This window comes from Mucilaginibacter flavidus (genome assembly GCF_024055575.1).
GTDB lineage: Bacteria > Bacteroidota > Bacteroidia > Sphingobacteriales > Sphingobacteriaceae > Mucilaginibacter > Mucilaginibacter flavidus.
Genome location: NZ_JAMXOE010000005.1, coordinates 81,124 through 104,275, shown reverse-complemented (window position 1 = coordinate 104,275; position 23,152 = coordinate 81,124). Strand labels below are relative to the sequence as shown.

The window sequence follows — 23,152 nt, the reverse complement described above, 5'->3', positions numbered from 1 at the left end:
GTATTTTTAGTAACCCTATTTTAACTTAGCTGATGCCGATATGAATAGTTTAAGATTGATTGTTTTACCCCGCTGTTGCCTGAACCTGATAGATGTATGATAAATGAAAAATATCTGAAAGAAATATTTAAATCCTTGCCATCCCCGGTAATGATATTGCTTCCGGATGCCCCTCAATTTTCAATAGTTGATGTAAACGATGCCTATCTGAAATTAAAAGAGTTTACACGCGAAGAGTGCATAGGCAAAGGGTTTTTCGAGGTTTTTTACAGCAACAGGTATTATGAGATACCCGGATGGACGGAGTCGCTTGAAAAAGTAATAGCCCTGAATAAACCTGATAAAATTCCGCTCCGGAAATATGAGATACCCGGTAATGATGGCCGGGATAGGGAGACAAGGTATTGGGAGATAGATCATATCCCTATTGTAAACGACAATAACAAAGTAATATTTATTGTTCGCTCCATTACCGATTTAACTCACGACATTAACGCACGCAAAAAGTCAGAGCAATCCTTAACGGAGTCGCGCAACCAATTTTATTCGCTGCTGCAAACTATTGAAGGGATAGTTTGGGAGGCGGATGCCGAGACGTTGCTATTTACCTTTGTAAGCGACCATGCAAAACAAATCCTTGGTTTTTCGCCTGAGGAATGGCTGGTGCAGCCCCGCTTTTGGGAAAACCATATTCACCCCGGCGACAGTGAAGAAGTGTTAAATTATTACAACATAAAGTCGCGCGCAACAAAAAGCTATTCGTTTGAATACCGGATGATGAAAGCGGATGGCGGCACCGTTTGGATAAAAGACATTGTTTCGGTAATAAAAGAAGGCACTAAACAAAAATGGCTGCGGGGATTGATGCTGGACATAACCGCAAGCAAGCGCCTCAGCAGTCTCGAAAATTTAGAGAAAAACGTTTTGGAGCTGAATTCAAAAAACACAGCACCCATACAGGAGATATTGGCGTACTACCTTAGGGGAATTGAAGCACTGTTCCCGCAGATGCTTTGTTCGATACTGCAAGTAAAAAACAACCGGTTGCATAATTGGGCATCGCCATCGTTGCCGGCACCATATATCGAAGCGATAGAGAATCTTCCTATAAATGAAAATGTAGGCTCATGCGGCACTGCGGCTTACCTGGGAAAAAAAGTAATAGTAAGTGATATTGCAAACGACCCGCGCTGGGTGGACTACCAGGAACTGGCCCTTGCCCATGATTTGCGGGCCTGCTGGTCGTATCCAATTATTAATTCGGAGCGTAAAGTTATGGCAACATTAGGCATGTATTATAACGAGCCCAAAAAGCCGAATGAGGAAGAACTGAAGGTTATTGAACGGGTTACTGCTATCCTGAAAATTATACTGGAGAACAGGGAAAAAGCCGGAATAATAGCCGAAACCAGTTTGTTGATGAAGCAGAGCCAGGAACTGGCGCATTTCGGCAATTGGCACTGGGATGTTCAGAATAACGTGGTAAGCTGGTCAGACAGCCTGTATGCCATTTACGGTTTAAACAAAACCAATTTTAAAGCAACGTTTGAGGGATACCAGGAAATGCTTCATCCTGATGACAGGCAACGGGTATATGATACCATTGCTAGTGTGCTCCAAACCAAAAACGACGTTGAATTTGAAGAACGTATAATACGGCCAAACGGCGAGATGCGCCACTTAAAATCGTGGGGTAAATTAAAGTGCGACGATAACGGCGTGCCGCTTGAAATGATAGGCGCCTGCCTTGACATTACGGAAAGTAAAACTACCCGCGAAGAACTGCAGGCCAGCGAAGAACGCCTAAGAACTCTTGCCGATTCGCAAACCAATTATGTTATCCGTATTGCGCTGGATGGAAAGTACACTTATTTTAATAAAAAGTACATTGAGGATTTTGACTGGATTTTAAAAGATAAAAAACTTACCGATACCGATGCCATTTTGACCGTGCAGCCTTATCACCACCACTTGGTGAGGGACATTATGGATAAATGCATTAAAAACCCAAACAGGGTATACCAGGTAGAAATTGACAAACTACAGCAAGACGGAGGGATAAAACCAACGCTTTGGCACTTTATTGGCCTCACCAATTCAAAAGGAGAAACTGTTGAGGTGCAATGTATCGGGCTGGATATTACCGATCTTAAAAATGCACAAAAAGCCTTGAAAATAAGTAATGAGCGTTTTGAGTATGTAAACAAAGCAACCAATGATGCAATTTTCGACTGGAACATTCTTACCGGCACAGTAAAATGGGGCAATGGCTTTTTCAGGCTTTTTGGCTTCGATAGCAGGGAACACTACACCTACGATAACTGGTTGCAGCAAGTGCACCCCGACGATAAAATTGAAACGCAGAAAAGTTTACAGGACACTTTGCAAGATGCTACGCAAGGCAATTGGAGCGTCGAATATCGCTTTATGAAAGCGGATGGCGAGTATGCGTACGTTGAGGGCACCGGCTATATTATACGGGATGCCAGGGGTAGCGGCATCAGGATGATTGGGGTAATAAGGGATATAACTGAGCGGTTGAATTACATCACCGCCGTTGAAAAACAAAACGAAAAGCTACGGGAGATAGCTTGGATGCAATCGCACGTGGTAAGGGCTCCGCTCACAAAAATTATAGGCCTTGCCGATTTGATAAAGGATTTCCCTCATCACGATGAGGAGGAAAACCAGCTTTTAGAACACCTGTTAACCTGTGCGTATGAGTTGGACGATATTATAAGGGACATATCGAAAAAAACCGAACATATTGATTTGAAGGCGGAGTAATAATAGCAAAGGCGTTAGGTATTTGCAGGAGGTATTGCTGTTTGTCTTAACCCATCGTCATTCATTACCAAGCGGTTAAGCGGCAGGCTTTCGGGGTGATTGTCCTTTATGAATTTAATTAACTGCTCGCGAATATAGCAGCGCAAATCAAAAGCGTTAGACGAGTTGTGAGCGCTTACCAAAACCCTTAGCTCAATACAGTTAACTTTCGCATCGGTTACCTGTATGCCGTGCACGCGCTTGTCCCATAATTCGGTGGTGGCTAACAGGCGTTCAAACTCTACACGCAGGGCATCAACAGGCGTGTTATAATCCAGGTACAAAAAAACAGTCCCCAATATTTCTGACGAAGTGCGGGTCCAGTTTTGGAAGGGTTTTTCGATAAAATAGTTGATGGGTAAAATCAAACGGCGCTGATCCCAAATCTTAAGCACCACGTAAGTAAGGGTGATATCCTCAACCCGGCCCCACTCGCCCTCAACAACCAAAACATCATCAATGCGGATGGGCTGTGTAAAGGCAATCTGGAAACCGGCCAGCAAATTGCCCAGCGACTTTTGTGCTGCAAAGCCGATAATAATGCCGCCGATACCTACGCCGGTAAGCAAGCCGGCGCCAATTTTGCGTACGTTATCAAAACTGAGCAGTATAATGGCGATGGTTATAAATACGATGAGCGTGCCCAGCACCTTGCGGATAAACTGTATCTGGGTGCGAATTTTTCGCTCTTTAAGGTTGTCTTCTTTGTTTAAATCGAAGGTATGATAAATATAGTCCTCAAAAACATTCATTGCGCTCATCAGCACAACAGCGAACGAGACAATAAGTGCCATTTCCACGGTACGGGTTAAAATAAGGTCGTACCGGGGCGATAAAATCATCAGCGGCTCCATCAAATTCAGCATAAAAAGCGGCACAAAGTGGTTCATGGGCCTGCTGAAATTTTTAACGGCACTCAAAAAAAGCGAGTAGTCGGTATGCTTTTTATTGTAATTGAGGATGGCCTTAATGATAAACTTCACCACGAGGCCAATCACCACTGCCGATATCACAATAATTAAATTCCAGGCCCATGGGTTAAACCGGCCCGACCAATCTTCAACAAAATTTTTCATAAATAAAGCCACCTTAGCACACAACACAACGTATCTAAATTTGTTGGCTTGTAAACCTGTTTATGTTAGCCGGCGTAAATTAAGGTATTTTTAAAAAAATTATAATTAAGGTTACATTATATGTTTGTACGGCTACTAAGTATAAAAAGCACGGTTTTTGGGGTGATTTAAATCATTTTGTAATTAAACGATGTTCGGTACCTTGCGGAGTTAAATATGTGGGAGATTAAAATGCGGCAGCGGTTATTGTTTTTATTGTTTTGCCTGTTGATAGGCATTGGGTTTTCCTGCAAAAAGGATAAATCAAATCCGCCTGTAAAGGTGGTTCCGGTTAATAAACCTAAGTTATATGCCGACACAGTATTATTCGTACAGGTATCGGGTATAGTGGCTCACCCCGTTAATACGGCTGCCGGCAGTTATACCAGCACACCCGATGGTTTGCAAATAGATGCTATTACCGGCGATATTGACGTGAACAATAGCGAAACCGGCCTTAAATATAAAGTCACCTTTACCCCGGCCGATGGCAGCGCGGTTAAAAATTCGTTTATAACTATCTCAGGGATAAATTACCTCGATAAAATATACAACCTTGCCGCTGGCGACAGCATTGCCACCCCGGTTTACAATGCCGATAACACGCTTGCCATCCCCGATGCAGGGAACGGAACTGCATTCGACGAAAATGGGGGCTGCGGAAAAGCGGGTATCGTGGTCGACGCCGGTAACGCAAAAATAAACCTCGCAAAATCTGTACGTAACCAGGGCATTGATACCGGGGCAACACAGGAGGTTAAACTGGTATACCACATAAACGACGGCAGTAACAAAGCTCCTAATGGCTTGGATGTGAAGATTTATTTTTACCGCACCGCAGCCGAAATTCCGCAGTATTTAACCGATTTGCTGAACGCCCGCAAAGGCATGGTTTATGGCGATGCACTTGCGCCAATGACATCGCTGGCTCTTTCTGCCTCACCGGTGGCGTTTGCAAAGGCTAAACCTACCCGCACCAGGCCGCCTTGCATAATTGTGGTAAGCAGGTAAAGTTATTTCGCACAGATACGCAGCATGGGTTAAATGTGGCACAACGCTATCCGTTTTTTGAATATATTTATCCATGCGTTTTGGGTATCATTTGATCTGCATTTTTTTCGGCCTGTTATTTTGCCTGCAACCATGCATCGCCCAAAAACAAATGCCTGCTTATAAGCAGCTTTATAACGATGCCGACAAACTCTCCAACACTGCCCACCCATCCGATAAAACAGATGCCGAGGCATTAGGGAACTTTTTTAAAGTCATCGCTATTTTAGAAAAATCGGGAGCCGATAATGCCTTCCTTCTAAAAACCTATGTTACTACCGGCGTTTACCTGCAGGTTTTAAGCAGGGATAAAGAAGCCATTATCACATTTAAAAAAGCGTTAAATCTAAAAAGCAAACTACCAGCATTAAAGGACTCTGTTTTATTTGAACCATTGGTGTATTGCGGGAACAGCAATTACCGTTTTGACAAGCTGGACAGCGCCGAATATTTTTATAGGAAAGCCGAGGTTATTGCCGAAAAATATCCCGCAGTAAACCAGGTTGAACGACTTTATAACACACTCGGTGTAATAGCCTATGCTACCGGCAACTACAACAAAAGCATTACCTACTACGAAAAGGCGGCGTCAACCCTGCAAGGGCATGCCACTCCCGACAAGTTGTTGCTGGTAACTTATAAAAACAACCTTGCCCTGGCCTATAGAAGGTTGAAGCGATACCCAGAAGCGCTGGCTATTTACAAAACATTGCTCCCTTACAATATCGAAAAGGACAAGCTGCTACATAATATAGGCTCGGTTTACCTGGCCATGGGGCAAAGCGGGCTAGCCATCGGCTATTTAAAGCAGGTGCATTACCAAAACGTAAAACTTTATAACGACCTCGGCCGGTCCTCCTACATGCAAAACGATTATGGCCAGGCGCTAAACTACCTAATGCAAGCGGCCGCGTTAAATACAAAAACAAGCGGCAACCATAAAAGAACAGACTATAGCATCACCCTAAAATACACCGGCGATATTTGGCTGCAAAAACAGGAACCCGGCAAAGCGCTAACTTTTTACCAGCAGGCATTTGAAAATTTATTGTTTGATTTTAATACGCCGGATATTTATACCAACCCTGCCGACTTTAACAGCGCATTTAATACTGTTGAGCTAATGGACGCCCTGCTTGCAAAGGCGGCGGCATTTAATATGCTTTACGAAAAAAGTGCCAGCGTCAAAAACCTGGACGCAGCGTTGCAAACCTACACAGCCTTCTACAAGCTGGCCGACCACGTTGCCCGCTTTTACGAAACCGACGAGGCCCGGCTGGTGATAAGCGATAAAAAATACGCCTCGCATCTGCAGCCAATCGATATTTGTTTGCAACTGTATGGCCTCACCAAAGACAGAAAATATATGGAGCAGGCTTTTGTTTTCGACGAGGAAAACAAAGCCAACACACTATCTATTTACCTCGAGGAATCGAAACTAAAAGCTCACAGCGGGGTGCCGGCTGCTTTATTAACCCAGGAAAGCCGCCTCAAGGAAAATATTACCCGCACATCGTTAAAAGCAGCGGGGATGACGGACAGTGTTAGTCTAATCAAACTCAAAACCAGCATTAACGACGATGCCATCCGCCTGATTAAAGTTCAGCAAAAAATTGAGGCACAAACTGGTTTAAGCAGCAATAAGTTTAGCAGGCAAATCATCAGCATACAGGCGTTGCAGCAAGTGATCCCGAAAAATAGTGCCGTGCTTTCCTACCACACAAGCGACAAATCCATCCTTTGTTTTGTGGTAACCGCCAACAGCTTTGATTTTTTTTTGACGCCCATTACCAGGGATTTCCCAGCCTCGATAACAGCCATTTACCAGCAAGCCCAACTGCGCGATGGCGGCAACAACCGGCATTTAAAAACCACTGCGCAATATTTATACAGGCAATTGCTGCAACCCGCGACGGTCTATCTTGATGGCGTTAAACAACTGGTCATCATTCCCGATGACCAGCTGAACTACCTGCCGTTTGAAATATTAACGAACGATAAGGGCGAAAACCTGCTTAATAATTATAGCATCGCCTATAACTATTCGTGCGCAATACTAAAAAACGGCAGCGGTAATATAACGACTACGTCTGGCAGTAGGCTTGGCATGGCACCTTTTGATGTAAAAGCTAATGCTGAATGGGCGCAATTGCCGGCATCGGCACAGGAAATAAAAGCGCTTGGTGGCACAGAGTTATTTGGAACGAAGGCAACCAAGCAGGCTTTTGTAACAGACGCACATAATTATGGATTAGTACACCTGGCTACCCATGCTTATGCCAACGACAGGAAGCCCGATAGTTCTTTCATTGTATTTTACCCCGGCACTCAATCGGCTATTAACTACAAGCTTTACCAGCCCGAAATTTATAATTTAAAACTTGATAAAACGCGATTGGTGGTGCTAAGCGCCTGCGAAAGCGGCGTGGGCGAACTGGTAAAGGGCGAGGGCCTGATGAGCCTGTCGCGGGCCTTCTCTTATGCAGGTTGCGACAATATCATCACCTCGATGTGGAAGGCGGATGACTTGTCGACTGCTTATATCTCGGGCAGGCTGCACAGTTATTTGCAAAATGGATATACTATAACAGAAGCCCTGCGACAGGCACGATTGGATTATTTGGATGATGATGCCATATCGCCGGCAAAAAAAACACCCGGCTACTGGGCTCACCTGCGGCTGATTGGGGGCTTTGAAAAACCTGCACAAAGCTACGCCTGGCTTATATGGTTGCTGGCTATTTTTAGCGCCGGGATTATAATTGCCATAACAATAAAAAACCGGGACCGTATAAGGCGGCCCCGGTCATAACATGAATAGAACACCCTAATCCCTATCCGTCATTCTCATTACCGCCGTGGCCGCCACCATGCTCATGCTCACCCTCAAATTCGTTTTCGCCTGCGCTGGCAACATTGGCTTTAATTTTATTAAATATGGCGCTGTTTGATGTGCTGCTGATAATAATTTTACCAGATGTTTGGGTGGCAGTTCCTAAATCAGCAACGCTTATACCGGCCAGTACCTTATCAAGGTGAAGCTTGATTATCGATTTAAGGTCGGTTGTTTTGTCAACAAATACATTGTTGGCCTCGGCTTTTAATTCGAAACTTTCGTTTACATCAATCTCAACCGGAACCACCGTGCCGTCTGCAGCAGTAAAACTTCCCTGTACAGATAGCGGCAGCGACGAGCCAGATTTTACAAACTCAAGCTTAACTTCGATTTGTTTGTAAGTACCGGTATCAATAACAGTACCGACAAGGGCAGGGTTAAGAGCAAATAAATCAACATTGGTAAGGCCTCGTGCGGAAATTTCGGTTTTTACCCCACCTTTAACGGCTTCAAATTTAAACTGGCTGATGTTGGCGACGCCGGCTGTCCATGTGATTGCTGCAGCCGCTGTGCCCGGTGTGGCACTGGCAAACGATTTATCTGCAGATACGCCAAATGAAATTTTTGCGCCCGAAGTAGTTGAGGGGGCAAGGCCGTCTTTTTTGCAGCTATATAAGCCAACTACGGCAGCTAACGCTAATGTTAGTGTGATGCTGTTTTTGATTTTTGTAATTTTCATGATTTCTATGTTTTTATCTTTAGTAGCCGCGGGTAAAAACATTGTAACCACTGATGTGAAATTTTATTTAATATTTTTTTGATCGAGGATTTTTTGGGTAAATAGCATCTGAGTGAAAGGTTGGCGAACAAGTAACCCGCACAGGAAATGAATGGTCTGTAATTGTTGTTTTTAGACTAATAGATATGTTTCCCCAGGCGGCAGCTGGAAAACTTGTCCATACGATGTGGACTGCGGAGAGGCATAGAGTATACCTGTTAATAGCAAAGACCCATACCGAATTGCTTGGTTAAAGCAGTCAAAATTACTAATTCCCCGATTTGAAAATCAAGATATCAACTTTAACTAAAGTCCAGCGGGTTACTTTGCTGTGGTACAAATGGTCGGTATCGTTATGTATTTTCACCAGCAACGGCTTTGCTTTGGAGGGCTGGCCATTTTGGATGTAAGCGTCTGCCAAATAATATTCAGCATCATCCTTATATGCGGCTCCCTGGTTGGCTAACACAGCAATAAACGCTTTGATTGCCTTTGCCGGCTGGTGATTGCCCAAATAAGCCTGTGCTGCTAAAAACTGTTCTTTCACAGTCGGGGTTGTTGTTTTTTCGAAAGCGGCAATTGTGCCTTTATAATCATTATTGATGTACGCAGTTTCCACCGTCGATTTTGATGTTTCACCGCGTTCGGCACTAATCGTGTAGGGCTGGTAATTATCCTTTGCAAAACCAGCAGGGGTAGTAGTGGTATATTGGTAAGCGCCATACAACAGCCCGCCAATAAACAATGCGGCAGCTATTTTTAATACAGTGCGGAAAAGCGGAACTACCTTGCCCCGGCCCTGTGTTGCAGATTCATTGCGCAACTCGGCCATCATAGTTTGGTGTACGGCGGCGACCTGCTGTTTTAACCCGTAATGCATTACAGCGGTATGGGCCAGTCCGAGGTTATCAAGTTCGGCCTGCAGCGCCGGGTTGACGGCAAGTTCACTTTCGAAATTGCGCAGTTCCTGCCCGGTCATTTCGCCGTCAAGGTACTGTACAATTTTTTCTCCGGGTTGTTCGCTATTGTCCATATGCCAATGCACTTTTAAATCGTTGGGCCAATGCGGGGTCTGCGGCCAGCATTTGTTCCAGGGTTTTTATACACTTATATTTTTTGTTCCGCAGCACTTGTTCATTCTCGTAATTAACCAACAGTAATATTTCTTTCATTGGTAAATCATTATAATAATAGGCAACCAGTATTTTTTTGCAGATGTCGCCAAGCTTATCCATCATCGCCATTACCATCCCTTTCGCTTCGCGCTCAACCAGCAAATGGCTCACGTCCTTTTCATCAGCATCGCTTTCATTATCATACTTCTCTTCGCGGGCGCTTGCCCTGCTTCGCCTCTTTAGTTCATTTAGCCAGGTAAAGCGGTTAAGACTAAACAGGAATGTTTTCACACCCGCTTCGCCCCGGAACTTATCCTTCTTCACTATTTCGATAAAGGCTACAACAACCTCCTGGAAAATGTCTTCAGCATCCTGTTCTGAACCTTGGTTTTGCCTTATGTAATTGCTCAGCAAGCCATAATAGCCCCGGTACAAAAACCGGATAACCTCGTCGTTTGCATGTTTATTTCTAAGCGTTTCGATTAACTCCGCATCGGAGAAATTCACAACGGCTTTCTTCATATGGCTGTTACGGTTATTAGTAAATGCCGAACCGGCAATTGTAACCAATGTAGGTTTTTTTGTTCGAATATCATAAAAACCCGGCCAGGGCGGAGAATGCTCATTAAAACCCGGCGGCTTAATATTTGCAATTTATTTAAAGGCCAGCCCCCCATCGGCCTCCAAAGCGTGCCATTTTCCCACGCGGAACACCCGGAACGCTGTGAAACATGCTCATTATCAGGGATTCCAATTTTAGTCGAAATGAAACTAGTGTTATGTTTCTCGAAAATTGACGGTTAGCCTTTAGTCGAAAGTCTTGAGTCCTAAGTCAGAAAAGACAAGGATTCAACTTAAAACTTCCTGCTAAAGGCCTCCAAAACGTTCCATTTTCCCACGCGGAACACCCGGAACGCTGTGAAACATGCTCATTATCAGGGCTTCCAATTTTTGATAAATTTATATCGATGGACGGAACAGCGCAATAAAATATTTTTTTGTTCCCGCAGGGTCTGTCAGCGACGACCCTGCGCCGCCTTTGTGGGAACCGAAAACCCTCCAAAGCGTTCCATTTTCCCACGCGGAACACCCGGAACGCTGTGAAACATTCTCATTATCAGAAAATTATATTTTTGACAATATGCAAGTAGCTGATAATTTGAATATAAATTATCCAACCAGCAACGTCACCACAAGCGCCGCTCCTTCGCCCGCTGTACTAATTACCCCGATATTCCCCCCATGGCCCTTTACCACTATATCATAACTTAACGACAGGCCCAAGCCGGTACCATCTCCCGTTGGCTTGGTGGTAAAAAAGGGCTGCATTATTTTGTTTTTAATGGCATCGGGTATGCCGTTACCGTTGTCGCGTACAGTTATAGTTACTGCTTCAGTTACCCCTTTAGGGGTTTGGGGGGCCGTAATTATCTCAACTTTTGGCTTGTAACCCGGGCCGGCTGTTAGCTGCTTTTGCTGTACAGCATAAAATGCATTGTTATATAAGTTCAGCAAAACACGGCCAATATCCTGCCCAATGATGTTTACCTCGGGCAGATCGGGTGCAAAATTCGTTACCAGGTCGGCATTAAACGTTTTGTCTTTGGCGCGGAGGCCGTGATAGGCCAGGCGCAAGTATTCGTCTGCAAGCGAATTGACGTTGGTAGGTCTTCGTTCGCCGCTGTTGTTGCGAGAGTGCTGCAACATGTTTTTCACAATCGCATCGGCGCGTTTGCCGTGGTGGCCTATTTTCTCCAGGTTCTGCCTGATGTCGGCCGCTATGCTGATGGCATCTTCCTGGTCGCCGTTTTTCAGGTCGGCTTCCATTTCTTCCAACAACTCTATGCTTACCTCCGAAAAATTATTGACGAAGTTCAGCGGGTTCTGTATCTCGTGCGCTATGCCGGCCGTAAGCTCGCCCAACGAGGCCATTTTCTCCGATTGGATGAGCTGTGTTTGTGTGCTCTGCAACTTGTTTACGGTTTCCACCAGTTGGTCACGTTGCGAAGTAATTTCCTCCTGCTTTGCCTGCAGCTCTTCGTTAGCTTCGCTAAGCTGCCCGGTACGTTTAGCTATCCTTTGCTCCAATATTTTATTTTCGGCTATCAGCCTCCGCGATCTGTAGGCTATAAACCCGGATATTGCCGCTGCAGTAATAATCGCGTAACCCAGCCATGCCCACCAGCGTAGCCACCAGGCTGTTTCAATTATTATAGTGTAGCTGGCCCCGGTATTGTTCCACACGCCATCGCTGTTGGCTGCTTTTACCCGGAAGGTATAGGTGCCGGGCCCCAGGTTATTGTAAGTTACCCAGCGCTGCGTCCGCGCCTCAATCCAGTTGTTATCGATGCCGTCAAGCCTGTAGGCGTATTTATTTTTCGCCGGATTTACAAAATGCAGCGCCACGTAGTTAAAAGTAACCTGGTTATTGTTGTAGGCAAGGGTGGTAGTATCAGCCGCAAATGCATTTATCAGGTGTTCGCTTTTTTCCTTTTTAGGGTTACTGTAAACTACACTTTCAATCTGCACCAGCGGCGGCACGGTGTTGATCTTAATATCGTCGGGGTTGAAGGTAAGCAGGCTGTTGAACATCAAAAAGATAAACCTGCCGCCGGGCTCAGTGGCCAGCTTTACCGGCACTTCCAGCGGGATATTATCAGCAACGGTATAACCCTTCAACCGGCCGGTTTTGTAGTTGAATTTGATAAGCCCCCTTTGGCTGCCTATCCATAAGTTGCCGCTTCTGTCTTCTGCAACAGACCTTATTTGATTCTCCAGTATACCCTGTTCGTCTTTTATTTGTTTTACCAGCTTTTGCAAGCGCCTGTCAAAAAGCCAAAAACCGTTGTCGAGCGTTCCCAGCCAAAAATTTCCGGCCTTATCCTCATACATTTTGTTAACGTCGCTAAACACCCGGCCCTGCAGTGCCGGCGAAACTAGCACCTGCCTTTTAGCCACGTTAACCGGGCCCAGGCCAAATTTTGAATTAGACAGCCATACCGTGCCTGCCCCATCCTGGTAAATCTCCGAAGAATTGATAAACGAAAGGCTGTCAGGCTTTATTTTTTTTCCCGACAGGCTTACATACGCGTACTGTTCAAACTTAGTGGTGATAATATCAAAACGGTTAAAATTCCCTTTGTCGGTTATCATCCATATGTTCGATTGCCGGTCTTTATAAATCGCTCTCGTGCCCGCGTTACCGGGGTTAGCAATAGTTTTAATTTTGCCATTTGGAGAGTACATATTCCATCCCTTTTCGTCTATGTAGCAAAGTGTTCCGTCTGCCAAAACTATAGTATTGCTGGTAGCTGCATCTTTGTTTTTACCAGGTGGCGTAATCTTTGTAAAATGGTTTTTGATGCCATCCCATTCAAAAAGACCGTCCTGACTGGCTATCCAATATCCGCCGCCCGCCTTAGCTGCTATGTCTGTAGCATTTTCGGGGTAGCTGTTTGGCTGGTCCGGATTGTTCTTCATGCCCGAAAAGGCCACGTGCAGCGTCTCAATCCTGTCCACACCGTATTCATCCATGCCCACCCACTTTACCCCTGCCCTGTCTATAAAAACCTTTAAAACATGTTTATGGCCCAGTGCATAGGGGTCGCTTTGGTTGGCCGTGTAGCGGTGGTACAAACCGGTAGCCGGGTCAAGGCTAAGTAGTCCCGCACTGGTAGCAATCCAAAAAACATTATCGCTGTCAACAGTTAAATCTCTTATTCCCTGGTCCTTTACAAGCGCATCATTAGCCGGATAGGGGTAGTCTGTTTTTTGGTGGGATGTTTTGTCGTATAAAAACAGCCCTTTATCAGTCATTAGTACAAGCCGTCCTTTTTTATCCAGGGGTACCGGTAAACTGCCGTTCACTACTGCGCCAGGCAAAGTAGCATAGGGTTTTAAGGCCCCGGTTTGCATATTATACCCGTAAAGGGTAACTGTTGTATCTTTCTTGGTTTTTGCTAAAAACCACGTCACCATGTCGCCCTGCTGCTCACGGAACACCTGCTGCACAACTAACTGTTTAAGGGAGTCTTTTTGGACCAGGTGCCCGGCAAACCTGTTTTCACGATAGTCGTAAGTGTACAACCCGTTTTTTGTACCCAGTATAAAGTCACCTCCAGGCAATCGGTAGAAACATTGAAGCCCTGTTGGTAACAAATGATTTTTGTCCTGTTTCGGATCAAATTTCCTGGTCTTGCCGGTCAAAGGGTCATATCGTTCTGCCGCAAGTATGCCCCCATTTTCAACATAATATATCCACAGGTTAGCATATTTGTCGCTAAAGGTTAGGGGGGCGTATACTCCCTTTGCAGTTTGGTTCTTTCCTGTTCTAACAAGTACCATCGAATCCAGCTTTGCATTATACCGGAAAATGTTTCCGCCATAAGTGCCTGTAACAAGCCGTTTTTTGCCATCCAGGAACATTGCGCTGGGTACGTTGTCGAACGAGTTTTTGTCGCTGGTTGTTTTTAACTGGTATATTTTTGCGCGAAAGCCATCGAAACGGGTCAGTCCATTTTGTGTACTTAACCAAATGTATCCCTTATCATCCTGTAATATGTCCCCTACAGCCTCCGATGGCAGGCCGTTGCGCATATTCAAATGCTCGAAACCGATCTTTTGCGATTGGGCGAATGATATCACCCCGGAAAATAGCAGCACAATTAACAGTGAAAATGTTTTCATTTAAATTGGTTAACATGAAAATATATTATAGATATTATTATTGCCGGATGCGCACAAATAAACTTTTCAGCGATGTATGCCTTATTTATACTGCATTATTAGGGTTCAAATGCGGTATGTATTATATTATAGTTTATTTTATGAAAGATATTAAATAAATTGGGAAATGGCAATATGGGATAAGGCTGATAAATAAAAGCGTGGCGTGCAACTTTTCTTTTTTGCTCCAGGGGCCGCCAACGCGTTCGATTTTTCCGCGCGGAACACTTGGAATGCAGGGAAACATGCTCATTATCAATGCTTTTAATTTTGACGAAATGTAAGTCGGACGCGTGAACTAGCGGGTTGACTTTCGTTTAAATTCAGGAGCGAATCTACGTTTGCATTTACTCATTAAAAAAGTTTTCTTTGTATAAGAAGCTTTACATCGATGACAACATCAACTATCCGGAAAAAATTAATAACGTATCTCGCCGATGCAGATGATAGTAAAGTAAAAGCTATCTACACACTTTTAGAAGACGACATTCGCCGGGATGAAATAAGCTTTACTGATGAGTTAGAGCGGGAACGCGAGTTGCACCTTAGTGGCCAAACAAAATCATACAGCCGGACAGAAGCTATTGAAATTATAAAAGGTCAGCACAGTTTTTAATGCACTTATTAGTTGTTAAGCCCGGGCCATTGAAATGGCGGGGTAATTGTCGCTTTATTACCTGTCTGCGGGCCATAAGACGTGAGCCTCGCGGCAGCGAAGGAAGGGCTTGCGAAATCGGGGAATTTGATGCAAATACCAGGTGGTTATTAATTTTTTATCCGGAGCAATCTTATGCCGGTTAATATTGTCCAAATTGGGAGTGGTAATACGCCTATAAATGTGCCGATATAAATAAATTGATGCAGGACGATATTCGCAGTGGTTTCGGTGGGGATTTTATTCATTTCGGCATCAGATGGTGCTGGTATATGAAGAATTACACTATCCACAAAAATTGCGTACCCAATGGGAAATATACCGACAAGCGCCAATCCAACACCAACGATTATACCAAACCACCGGAACCATTGCGGAATTATTCGCTGCAGGCGCCAGCATGCTATGATAAGCCAAATACCAAAAATACCCTGTGGAAACATATATAAGGTATCAGCCATAATTTTAGGGAAAATCAGCAGCAGAAAAAGTATTGTAAAACAAAGCGCACCAACCCCTGCATTAAGCATCGCACGGGACAGATCTGAAGAACGCGCCTGGATAAGCTTAAACAATGCAATTACAACCGGGATTAAAAATAGAAATTGCAAAATAACGCAGGAATCATGAACCCTGATCGGTAAAGTGCCGTTTTGTCCATCCTGACTGCGAATTAAGAGATACGCAATTAAAAAAACATACGCTATAATGCCGATGGCTCCGCTTGCAATTGCTGCACGTGCTGCATAACGATAAGGTGGATTCATATAAATTAGTAATGGAGTTTATTAATTTGTAATACGAAGTTAATTATTGCAAAAGAACTCTTAAATATACGGACCTTATGGCAAAAAATCTAACGTTTTACTAAGGCCGCTCGTAATTAAATATGTACCCCACCTCTATCGGCCTGTGCGCTGCATACGCGCGAGAAAGGGGGTTATACCCCCGCTGGGGCTGACCCAAAAGCCAGAAGTTTTTTGATCGGTCTTTTTGATGATTGTTCAAATGGCTTGAATGTATTTTGAATTTTAGTACTGTTTTTTATCGGCTGTTGTGAAAAAGGAGGCATAAGGGCCTTTTTAAACGCTTTTTAGTTGCAACTTTCTCAAGTTATGTGCGATTGCAACCCCGCTGTCCGTAGTTTAGAAACTACGGACTACTATGCCTGGAGACTCTGTCTCCAGTAAGTTTTTACCCATATTGGCGAGATGCTATAGCCAAAAGCGCAAAAACGACTGTGACCTAAAGCAAAAGCCCATGGTTACCAATCAGCCAGCTAAAAAGTAACCCTCATCATTACGATAAGTTGATTGTCCTTCGCAGAGATTGCTTCGTTCCTCGCAACGACGGGTTCGAGAGAGGACAGTTTAGGAATCGCTATTTTCAAGGGATTGTTTATTTATGGGTTTCCCGTCAGCAGATAAGCTTCGGGCGAAATCCGACAACGATGCCGGCCTGTGCGCGGGGCAGGGCATAGGAAATTTTTGCATTGCAGGGTCTGCATCAGAAAGGGTCATCCGGCAAAAAGATTCCAGCCCGCAGCGTTTTCGGATTTGTGCGTTGGAGGCCTTGCGCGCCAAGAAGCATTTCTGGTGACTTGACTTTTTGGTTACTTTTGTATCAAGACAAAAGTAACAGCCCCCGCGGCAATTGAGCGGGGTGAACATTAGGTGCAATCTTGAAATAAATTTCCGGAGCTACCCGTACGTCATTAGGCATTCAAAATCCCATCTCCTATAACAACAACGCCTTCTTTTGCGCATTTGCCCACGGCCCCCAGTTTTTCATCAGCTGTTTAAGCGTTTCTGTTAGCTCTTTCCCGGTAACCACCTTGCCTTTTTTGGGCATCACCATGGCTTTTGGCTCGGGGAGCATCTCGGTCACTTTGGTTGCAAACCAGCTAACGTTTTCGTGCGGAAGGGCTACACCGAGTATCATGCCCGGCAGGCCGCTAAATGATTCCGGCCCGCCCGAAACGGGAATCTTTATGGCATAAAAAGCCACCACGTAAATACTGTCGAGCACCAGCGCATTTGCCCGGCGACAGGTGAAGCCCGCAATTTCACGCGTTTCATCGGTGATTTTCCAGCTAATTTTACGGGCGGTGTCTCTCACCATAAAAAGCTCCTCGTAAACCGTTTTCTGGGTGGCGGTGGTTTTGGTATCCAGGTCGGTATAAATAATATTTGGTTGTCCCGACATCGCCATGTCACTAAAAAACATATCGTTGGTTTCAGTAGGTACGATGGGCCGATACAGCGTCTTATTGTCGGTAAAGCTGAGCGTGCTTTTTACCTTTTTAAACTGCGGCTGTGTTTTTTTGTACGACTCCAGTATGGGCGTAAAAAATGCTTCATTCTCGGGCGTTATTTGCTTTTGTATCATGGCGAACATGTTGATGTTCTTTTCAAACTCAATGGTGCCATGTACGGTAAAGTGCTCGTTTTGCGCAAAAAGCATGCTGCTGCACAATACAAGGAAGGCTATAGTTGTGATGATCTTGGTTTTCATGTCTGCTTTATTTTTTTACGGCGGCTCCGCCCATGCTGCTAAAATCCCAGGTTACGGTAAACATAAAATACCGTTTTATGGTAGTATAAGTGGTTTGGTTTATAAAGTTGCCCTGTACGTTACGGTCAAAGCCTTTGTTTTGGTTCAGCAGGTCGTTAACCGATAACGACAGCTTTAAATTATCTTCTTTAAAAAACGTTTTGTTTAAAGATGCATTTACCAGGGTGCGGTTAAAGTCGGTGGCAAATGTTTGTGTTTTTGCCCTGAACTGGTAGTCGGCATCCGAACTCACCTGGAATTTGGCCGGCAGATAAACGGTAAACCCACCGTTGGCATTAAATCCCCTTCCATTGTTGTTTACATCCGGCTGTAACGACGAACCGCTGAAGGTATAGTTTGGCCCAAAGCTAAAGTTGAAGTCGAACTTTTTCTGTATGTATTCATTGGCCCGCAAGCTTACGCCAACAGTGTTTGATTTGGTATGATTAAGGGCGCCGTTCGACAGGTTGTAGCCCTCGTTGCCATTAACATTGCCGCTGAAGCCAAGGTAAAAATCACTGTTCCCCATTTTACGGCTCACGTTGGCATCCAAATAGAAATTCGACGGCGATTTTGTATTAAGGTTTACATATTGAATAGTGCTTTTGCCCACAGCGTCGGTTACCTGGTTGCTAACGATAGGGTTAGTGGTGAAGGAATAATAACCATACATAAAAAACGACATCCCGCTTAAAACTTTGTACGAATTAAAATCGGCAGAGATGTTGTGGTTAAAATATGGCTTAAGCCCCTGGTTACCGATAATGATAAGCAGCGGGTTGGTATTCACCGCTACCGGCTGTATCTGGTCGATAGTAGGCTGGGTAGGGCTGCCGCGGTAGCTAAAGCTAAAATATTTTTGCTGCGATGGCCTGTATTGAAACCTGAATTGCGGGTCCCAGTTTACAAAATGCCGTTTAAACTCGTTGCCGGTAACCTGGTCAACCTGGTTAAAGCTTACATCAGTTACCTTGCTGCCGAAATTAACGGTGATCTTGCCTTTTTTGAAATTATAAAAAGCCCCCACCTGGTTCGATAGCTGTTTCAGCTTAAAGTTGTTGCTCAATGAATCCACAAGCAGGTTGTAATTCCCCGGAGCCGAGGCGTTGTACGATTCCCTGTCTGATGTACCGTTATCAACGCCCAGCCCATAGTTAACAATTAACGAGGATGCCTTCGATAACGGCTCGGTATAGGTAAAGTTTGCGTTTAATATGCTGCTTTTTATTTTATTGGTTTTATATTGATCGATGTGCTGCAGGCTGTCAAGAGCCCCCTGCGCGTTAAAGAAATGAGCATCGGATTTTAAAAAGCCTTTCGAATCGGCATTGCTGTACGCTTCGTTTACCAGCGCCGAAATGGTGCGGCCTTTCTTTTTAAACTTTTTGGTGTAAAGCGCGCTGGCATTAAACAGCTGGGTGTGGGCGTTGTTGCTGGTATTGCTGTAATTATCGTTCAGTGCCGAACCGTCTTCGCGGGTAGTTTTCGTGATACCGTTATTGTCGGTTTTATTGTTTTTTAATGTACCGTCGACCATTATTTTTAAGTTGGATGTGGTATCCAGCTTTACCTGGTAAGTGCCATCCAGCTTTTGCCGGAAAATAAAGTTATCATATGCCTGGTTCGCATCGGTGTTTTGAATACCTGTAGTAAGGCTGTTTTGCTGCAGGCTATTGTTGGTGCCTTTTACCTCTAACGAGCCGGCTTTGTAATTGAGGTTTATAGTTGCTTTATCTTTATCAAATTTGCTGTCATAATGCAGGCCGCCCGTTCGTGCCAGCGGGATACCCTGGCCGTTGTACTGGCCGTTCCAGCCGCCAATTTCATCTTCGCCGCCGCCGGTAAACATCAGGCCGCCATCGTCCATCACTTCCAGGTTCGAGTTGCCGTATTTTTGGCTATCGCGCCACCCCAGTCCGGTTTTACCGGTATTCGAAACTATGGCATACGCCGAGATCTTCTCTTTAGCCTTAAATTTATTAAATAAAGCCTGGCCCGAGTAATAGCCTTCGGTTCCTACGCCACCTTCCACTTTACCAAAATATCCGTTTTTCTTGTCTGCCTTTAACTGTATGTTCAGGGTCTTTGTTTTCTTGCCGTCGTCAATGCCGGTAAATGCGGCCTGGTCGCTTGTTTTATCAAACAGCTGTACCTTGTCAACCATATCGGCCCTAAGGTTTTTTGTTACCAGGGTGGGGTCGTCGCCAAAAAACTCTTCGCCATCAACAAGTACCTTACTAACAGTTTGCCCCTGGGCAGTAATTTTACCATCCTTGTCCACCGTTATGCCCGGGAACTGTTTTAACAGGTCCTCGACCTTCGCGTTCGGCTGCACCTTAAAGGCCTTTGCATCAAATTCGGTAGTGTCGCCCTTCATTTTCATGGCAGAACGGCTGGCTTTGATGATCACGTCCTGCAGCAGTTTTGCCTTAAGCACCATACTAATGTGCCCGAAGTTGTGCGTGGTTTTTGCAGAATCGAGGCTAAACTGTTCGACGTAATCGGCATAGCCGGGGTAGCTTACAAGCAAGATCAGCTTACCCTTTTTGAAGCCGGTGAGTGAAAAAGCGCCGGCGGCATCTGCCCGGGTATAATTAACAAGTGTTGAATCTTTGGCGTTTAAAACACTTATGGAAGTGTTTACCAATTTGGAGTTCGACGACGTGTCAGAAACCGATCCTTTAACGGAATAAGGGTTTTGCGCAAGGGCCGAAAATGTCGATAAAAAACAGGCAGTTAATAGTAAAATTGTGAGTTTCATGTGTCAGGCTTACAGCACTAAAATACAACTAAAGTTTTAGTACTGAAAGAAATTAACATTAATTAACATTAATTATTGTGCCGCCAATGCAATTAAATTGCAATTTACTTATTGTCAGTGGATTAATTATTGCCTGACATTTTGGACTACTATTAGTTTACCGCATATTTTTTGGGTTTCCCGTCAGCAGATAAGCTTCGGGCGAAATCCGGAAACGCTGCCGGCCTGTGCGTCGGGCAGGGCATAGGAAATTTTTGCATACAGGGTCTGCTTAAGAAAGGGGCATCCGGGAAAACGCGAAGCATCTTGAGCGCCAATAAAAAACAATATAAATTGCGAAAAACGATTCCAGCCCGCAGCGTTTTCGGATTTGTGCGTGAAAGGCCTTGTGCGCAAAGAAGCCTTTCTGCTGACTTGATTTTTTTTGGTCCTTTTTTGTATCAACAAAAAAGGACTAGCCCCCGCGGCAATTGAGCGGGGTAAACATTGAGTTAATCCAATAAACTGCATTGCGAAGCCCCCCGGCATGCGTGACGCTTACCCGGGATGCGGCTTTAAGTTCCCATCAACATTAAGGTCCTTTGATTGTCCTGTATAGAGATTGCTTCGTTCCTCGCAAAGACGGGTTTTAAAGAGCCCATCCGCACATCAAAAACGCGAAGCTTCAACGCAGTTAATCCACACATCTGCACATCCTTCACCCCATTTTACGCCGAAAACCGACCCCCATACTATGCATGCATAAAAAACATACCGTATACCGTTTTGAACTTTGGTATAAATTGTAAAATATATTGTATCTTTAATTTGAATTAATACAATTTATTATATTGTAAAACACATGATATCCAAAATTAAATACTAATTGAAATTTTTCCTTTAATCGCTTGCTATTCCTTTGGGCTATATCTACCTTACAAATATCAAATTGTGTTACCAGCACAAACCTTAATTACGATAACATTTTTTATAAAATTTAACCGGCAACGGCGTTTAAAATATGAGTGCGACAGAACTAAACAAGTATAGCAAAACCTTTACCCAGGATCCTACCCAACCGGCAGCACAGGCCATGCTTTACGGCATTGGCTTAACCGACGAGGACATGCAAAAAGCGCAGGTAGGCGTGGCCAGTATGGGTTACGATGGCAATACCTGTAATATGCACCTGAACGATCTTGCCAAAATTGTTAAACAAGGCATCTGGGCCGAAGATTTGGTGGGCCTTATATTCCACACCATTGGCGTAAGCGACGGCATGAGCAACGGCACTGAAGGTATGCGCTACTCGCTGGTAAGCCGCGATGTAATTGCCGACTCGATTGAAGCCGTAACCGGCGCACAATATTACGACGGGCTGATCACCTTGCCGGGCTGCGACAAAAACATGCCGGGCTCCATTATGGCTATGGGCAGGTTAAACCGCCCGTCGATAATGGTATATGGCGGTACCATAAAACCCGGTCATTGGAAAGGTGAGGACCTGAACATTGTTTCTGCGTTTGAGGCTTTGGGTCAAAAAATGGCCGGCACCATCAGTCCTGAGGATTTTATGGGTGTTATAAAAAATGCTTGTCCCAGCGCAGGCGCCTGCGGTGGTATCTATACCGCCAACACTATGGCTGCCGCTATTGAGGCATTGGGCATGAGCCTGCCTTACTCGTCATCCAACCCTGCGTTAAGCGACGAGAAAAAAGCGGAATGCCTGGCAGCAGGCAAAGCCATTAAAATATTACTGGAAAAAGATATCAAGCCAAGCGATATCATGACCCGCGAAGCATTTGAAAATGCCATGGTGGTAATTATGGTATTGGGCGGTAGCACCAACGCCGTTTTGCACATGATAGCAATGGCCAAAAGCGTTGGCGTTAGAGTTACGCAGGACGATTTCCAGGCGGTAAGCAACCGCATACCCGTACTGGCCGACATGAAGCCAAGCGGCAAATACATGATGGAGGACCTGCATAACATCGGCGGTGTGCCTGCGGTAATGAAATATTGCCTGAAACAAGGCTGGCTGCACGGCGATTGCCTAACCGTTACCGGTAAAACCATTGCCGAAAACATGGCCGATGTACCTGAAATTGAATTTGAAACTCAAAAAATAATATGGCCGGTTGAAAAGCCGATAAAGGCTACCGGGCACTTGCAGATACTTTACGGCAATATTGCCGAAGGTGGCAGCGTAGCCAAGATAAGCGGTAAAGAGGGCACCCATTTTGAAGGCCCGGCCCGCGTTTTCGACGGTGAATTTGAATTGATAGCCGGCATACAAAGCGGTCGAGTCAAAAAAGGTGATGTGGTGGTTATCCGCAACGTAGGCCCTAAAGGCGCACCCGGTATGCCCGAAATGCTTAAGCCAACATCAGCCATTTTCGGCGCAGGTTTAGGCAGCTCGGTAGCACTGATTACCGACGGTCGTTTTAGCGGCGGAACACACGGTTTTGTGGTAGGCCACATCACCCCCGAAGCTTTTGATGGCGGTGCCATAGCCTTAATAAAAGACGAGGATAAAATTATTATTGATGCGACTACAAACAAGATCAATGTAATTCTATCAGACGAAGAAATGGCAGCCCGCAAGGCCGCCTGGGTTCAGCCAAAGTTAAAAGTTACCAAAGGCTTGCTATACAGGTACGCCAAAACCGTCACCACAGCCGCCGAAGGTTGTGTTACGGATGAGATGTAGCCCCCAGCCCCTAAAGGGGAGCAGGAGGTGAATAGCAGAGAGTAGAAAA

General features: G+C 44.9%; 13 protein-coding genes. 5 read left to right on the top strand and 8 right to left on the bottom strand.

Annotated elements, in window-relative coordinates; translation table 11 throughout:
* The first annotated feature begins 96 nt into the window (after window positions 1–96).
* Window positions 97–2,787, top strand: coding sequence for a PAS domain-containing protein (locus NAF19_RS10835; RefSeq protein ID WP_252790062.1), 2,691 nt, complete (start codon window positions 97–99; stop codon window positions 2,785–2,787).
* 14 nt (window positions 2,788–2,801) lie between these two features.
* Here the strand turns inward: NAF19_RS10835 and NAF19_RS10830 are convergent, their stop codons facing one another.
* Complete coding sequence (locus NAF19_RS10830; protein WP_252790061.1) at window positions 2,802–3,902, bottom strand: mechanosensitive ion channel family protein; 1,101 nt, start codon at window positions 3,900–3,902, stop codon at window positions 2,802–2,804.
* Window positions 3,903–4,118: 216 nt separating this feature from the next.
* Here NAF19_RS10830 and NAF19_RS10825 point away from each other — a divergent pair, with 216 nt between their 5' ends.
* Both NAF19_RS10825 and NAF19_RS10820 read left to right on the top strand, forming a co-directional pair.
* A complete protein-coding gene (locus tag NAF19_RS10825) occupies window positions 4,119–4,952 on the top strand; it encodes a hypothetical protein (protein WP_252790060.1) in 834 nt (277 codons plus the stop codon).
* Between the two features lie 151 nt (window positions 4,953–5,103).
* On the top strand, window positions 5,104–7,803 hold the full coding sequence (locus NAF19_RS10820; protein WP_252790059.1) for a CHAT domain-containing protein: 2,700 nt from the start codon (window positions 5,104–5,106) through the stop codon (window positions 7,801–7,803).
* Between the two features lie 22 nt (window positions 7,804–7,825).
* Here the strand turns inward: NAF19_RS10820 and NAF19_RS10815 are convergent, their stop codons facing one another.
* The 4 genes from NAF19_RS10815 to NAF19_RS10800 all read right to left on the bottom strand — a co-directional run bounded on the left by NAF19_RS10815 (window position 7,826) and on the right by NAF19_RS10800 (window position 14,406).
* A complete protein-coding gene (locus tag NAF19_RS10815; protein ID WP_252790058.1) occupies window positions 7,826–8,566 on the bottom strand; it encodes a hypothetical protein in 741 nt (246 codons plus the stop codon).
* 307 nt (window positions 8,567–8,873) lie between these two features.
* Complete coding sequence (locus NAF19_RS10810; protein ID WP_252790057.1) at window positions 8,874–9,638, bottom strand: PgaA family protein; 765 nt, start codon at window positions 9,636–9,638, stop codon at window positions 8,874–8,876.
* On the bottom strand, window positions 9,628–10,290 hold the full coding sequence (locus tag NAF19_RS10805; RefSeq protein WP_252790056.1) for an RNA polymerase sigma factor: 663 nt from the start codon (window positions 10,288–10,290) through the stop codon (window positions 9,628–9,630). Before NAF19_RS10805 ends, NAF19_RS10810 begins: the two co-directional genes overlap by 11 nt.
* Window positions 10,291–10,890: 600 nt before the next feature.
* Window positions 10,891–14,406 carry a sensor histidine kinase gene (locus NAF19_RS10800; protein ID WP_252790055.1) on the bottom strand — a complete coding sequence of 1,172 codons (3,516 nt, stop codon included), beginning with the start codon at window positions 14,404–14,406 and terminating at the stop codon, window positions 10,891–10,893.
* A 430-nt stretch (window positions 14,407–14,836) separates the two neighbouring features.
* On the opposite strand from NAF19_RS10800, the gene NAF19_RS10795 reads away from it, so the two are divergent.
* Window positions 14,837–15,061, top strand: a complete 225-nt coding sequence (locus tag NAF19_RS10795) for a hypothetical protein (RefSeq protein WP_252790054.1) — start codon at window positions 14,837–14,839, stop codon at window positions 15,059–15,061.
* A 149-nt stretch (window positions 15,062–15,210) separates the two neighbouring features.
* Here the strand turns inward: NAF19_RS10795 and NAF19_RS10790 are convergent, their stop codons facing one another.
* The 3 genes from NAF19_RS10790 to NAF19_RS10780 form a co-directional block, all read right to left on the bottom strand.
* Window positions 15,211–15,867, bottom strand: coding sequence for a hypothetical protein (locus NAF19_RS10790; RefSeq protein ID WP_252790053.1), 657 nt, complete (start codon window positions 15,865–15,867; stop codon window positions 15,211–15,213).
* A 970-nt stretch (window positions 15,868–16,837) separates the two neighbouring features.
* The gene (locus tag NAF19_RS10785; protein ID WP_252790052.1) at window positions 16,838–17,614 is read right to left on the bottom strand and encodes a GLPGLI family protein; all 777 of its coding nucleotides are present in this window, start codon (window positions 17,612–17,614) and stop codon (window positions 16,838–16,840) included.
* Window positions 17,615–17,621: 7 nt separating this feature from the next.
* The gene (locus tag NAF19_RS10780) at window positions 17,622–20,414 is read right to left on the bottom strand and encodes a TonB-dependent receptor (RefSeq protein WP_252790051.1); all 2,793 of its coding nucleotides are present in this window, start codon (window positions 20,412–20,414) and stop codon (window positions 17,622–17,624) included.
* Window positions 20,415–21,414: 1,000 nt separating this feature from the next.
* On the opposite strand from NAF19_RS10780, the gene ilvD reads away from it, so the two are divergent.
* Window positions 21,415–23,103 carry a dihydroxy-acid dehydratase gene (ilvD, locus tag NAF19_RS10775; protein WP_252790050.1) on the top strand — a complete coding sequence of 563 codons (1,689 nt, stop codon included), beginning with the start codon at window positions 21,415–21,417 and terminating at the stop codon, window positions 23,101–23,103.
* Window positions 23,104–23,152: the final 49 nt, after the last annotated feature.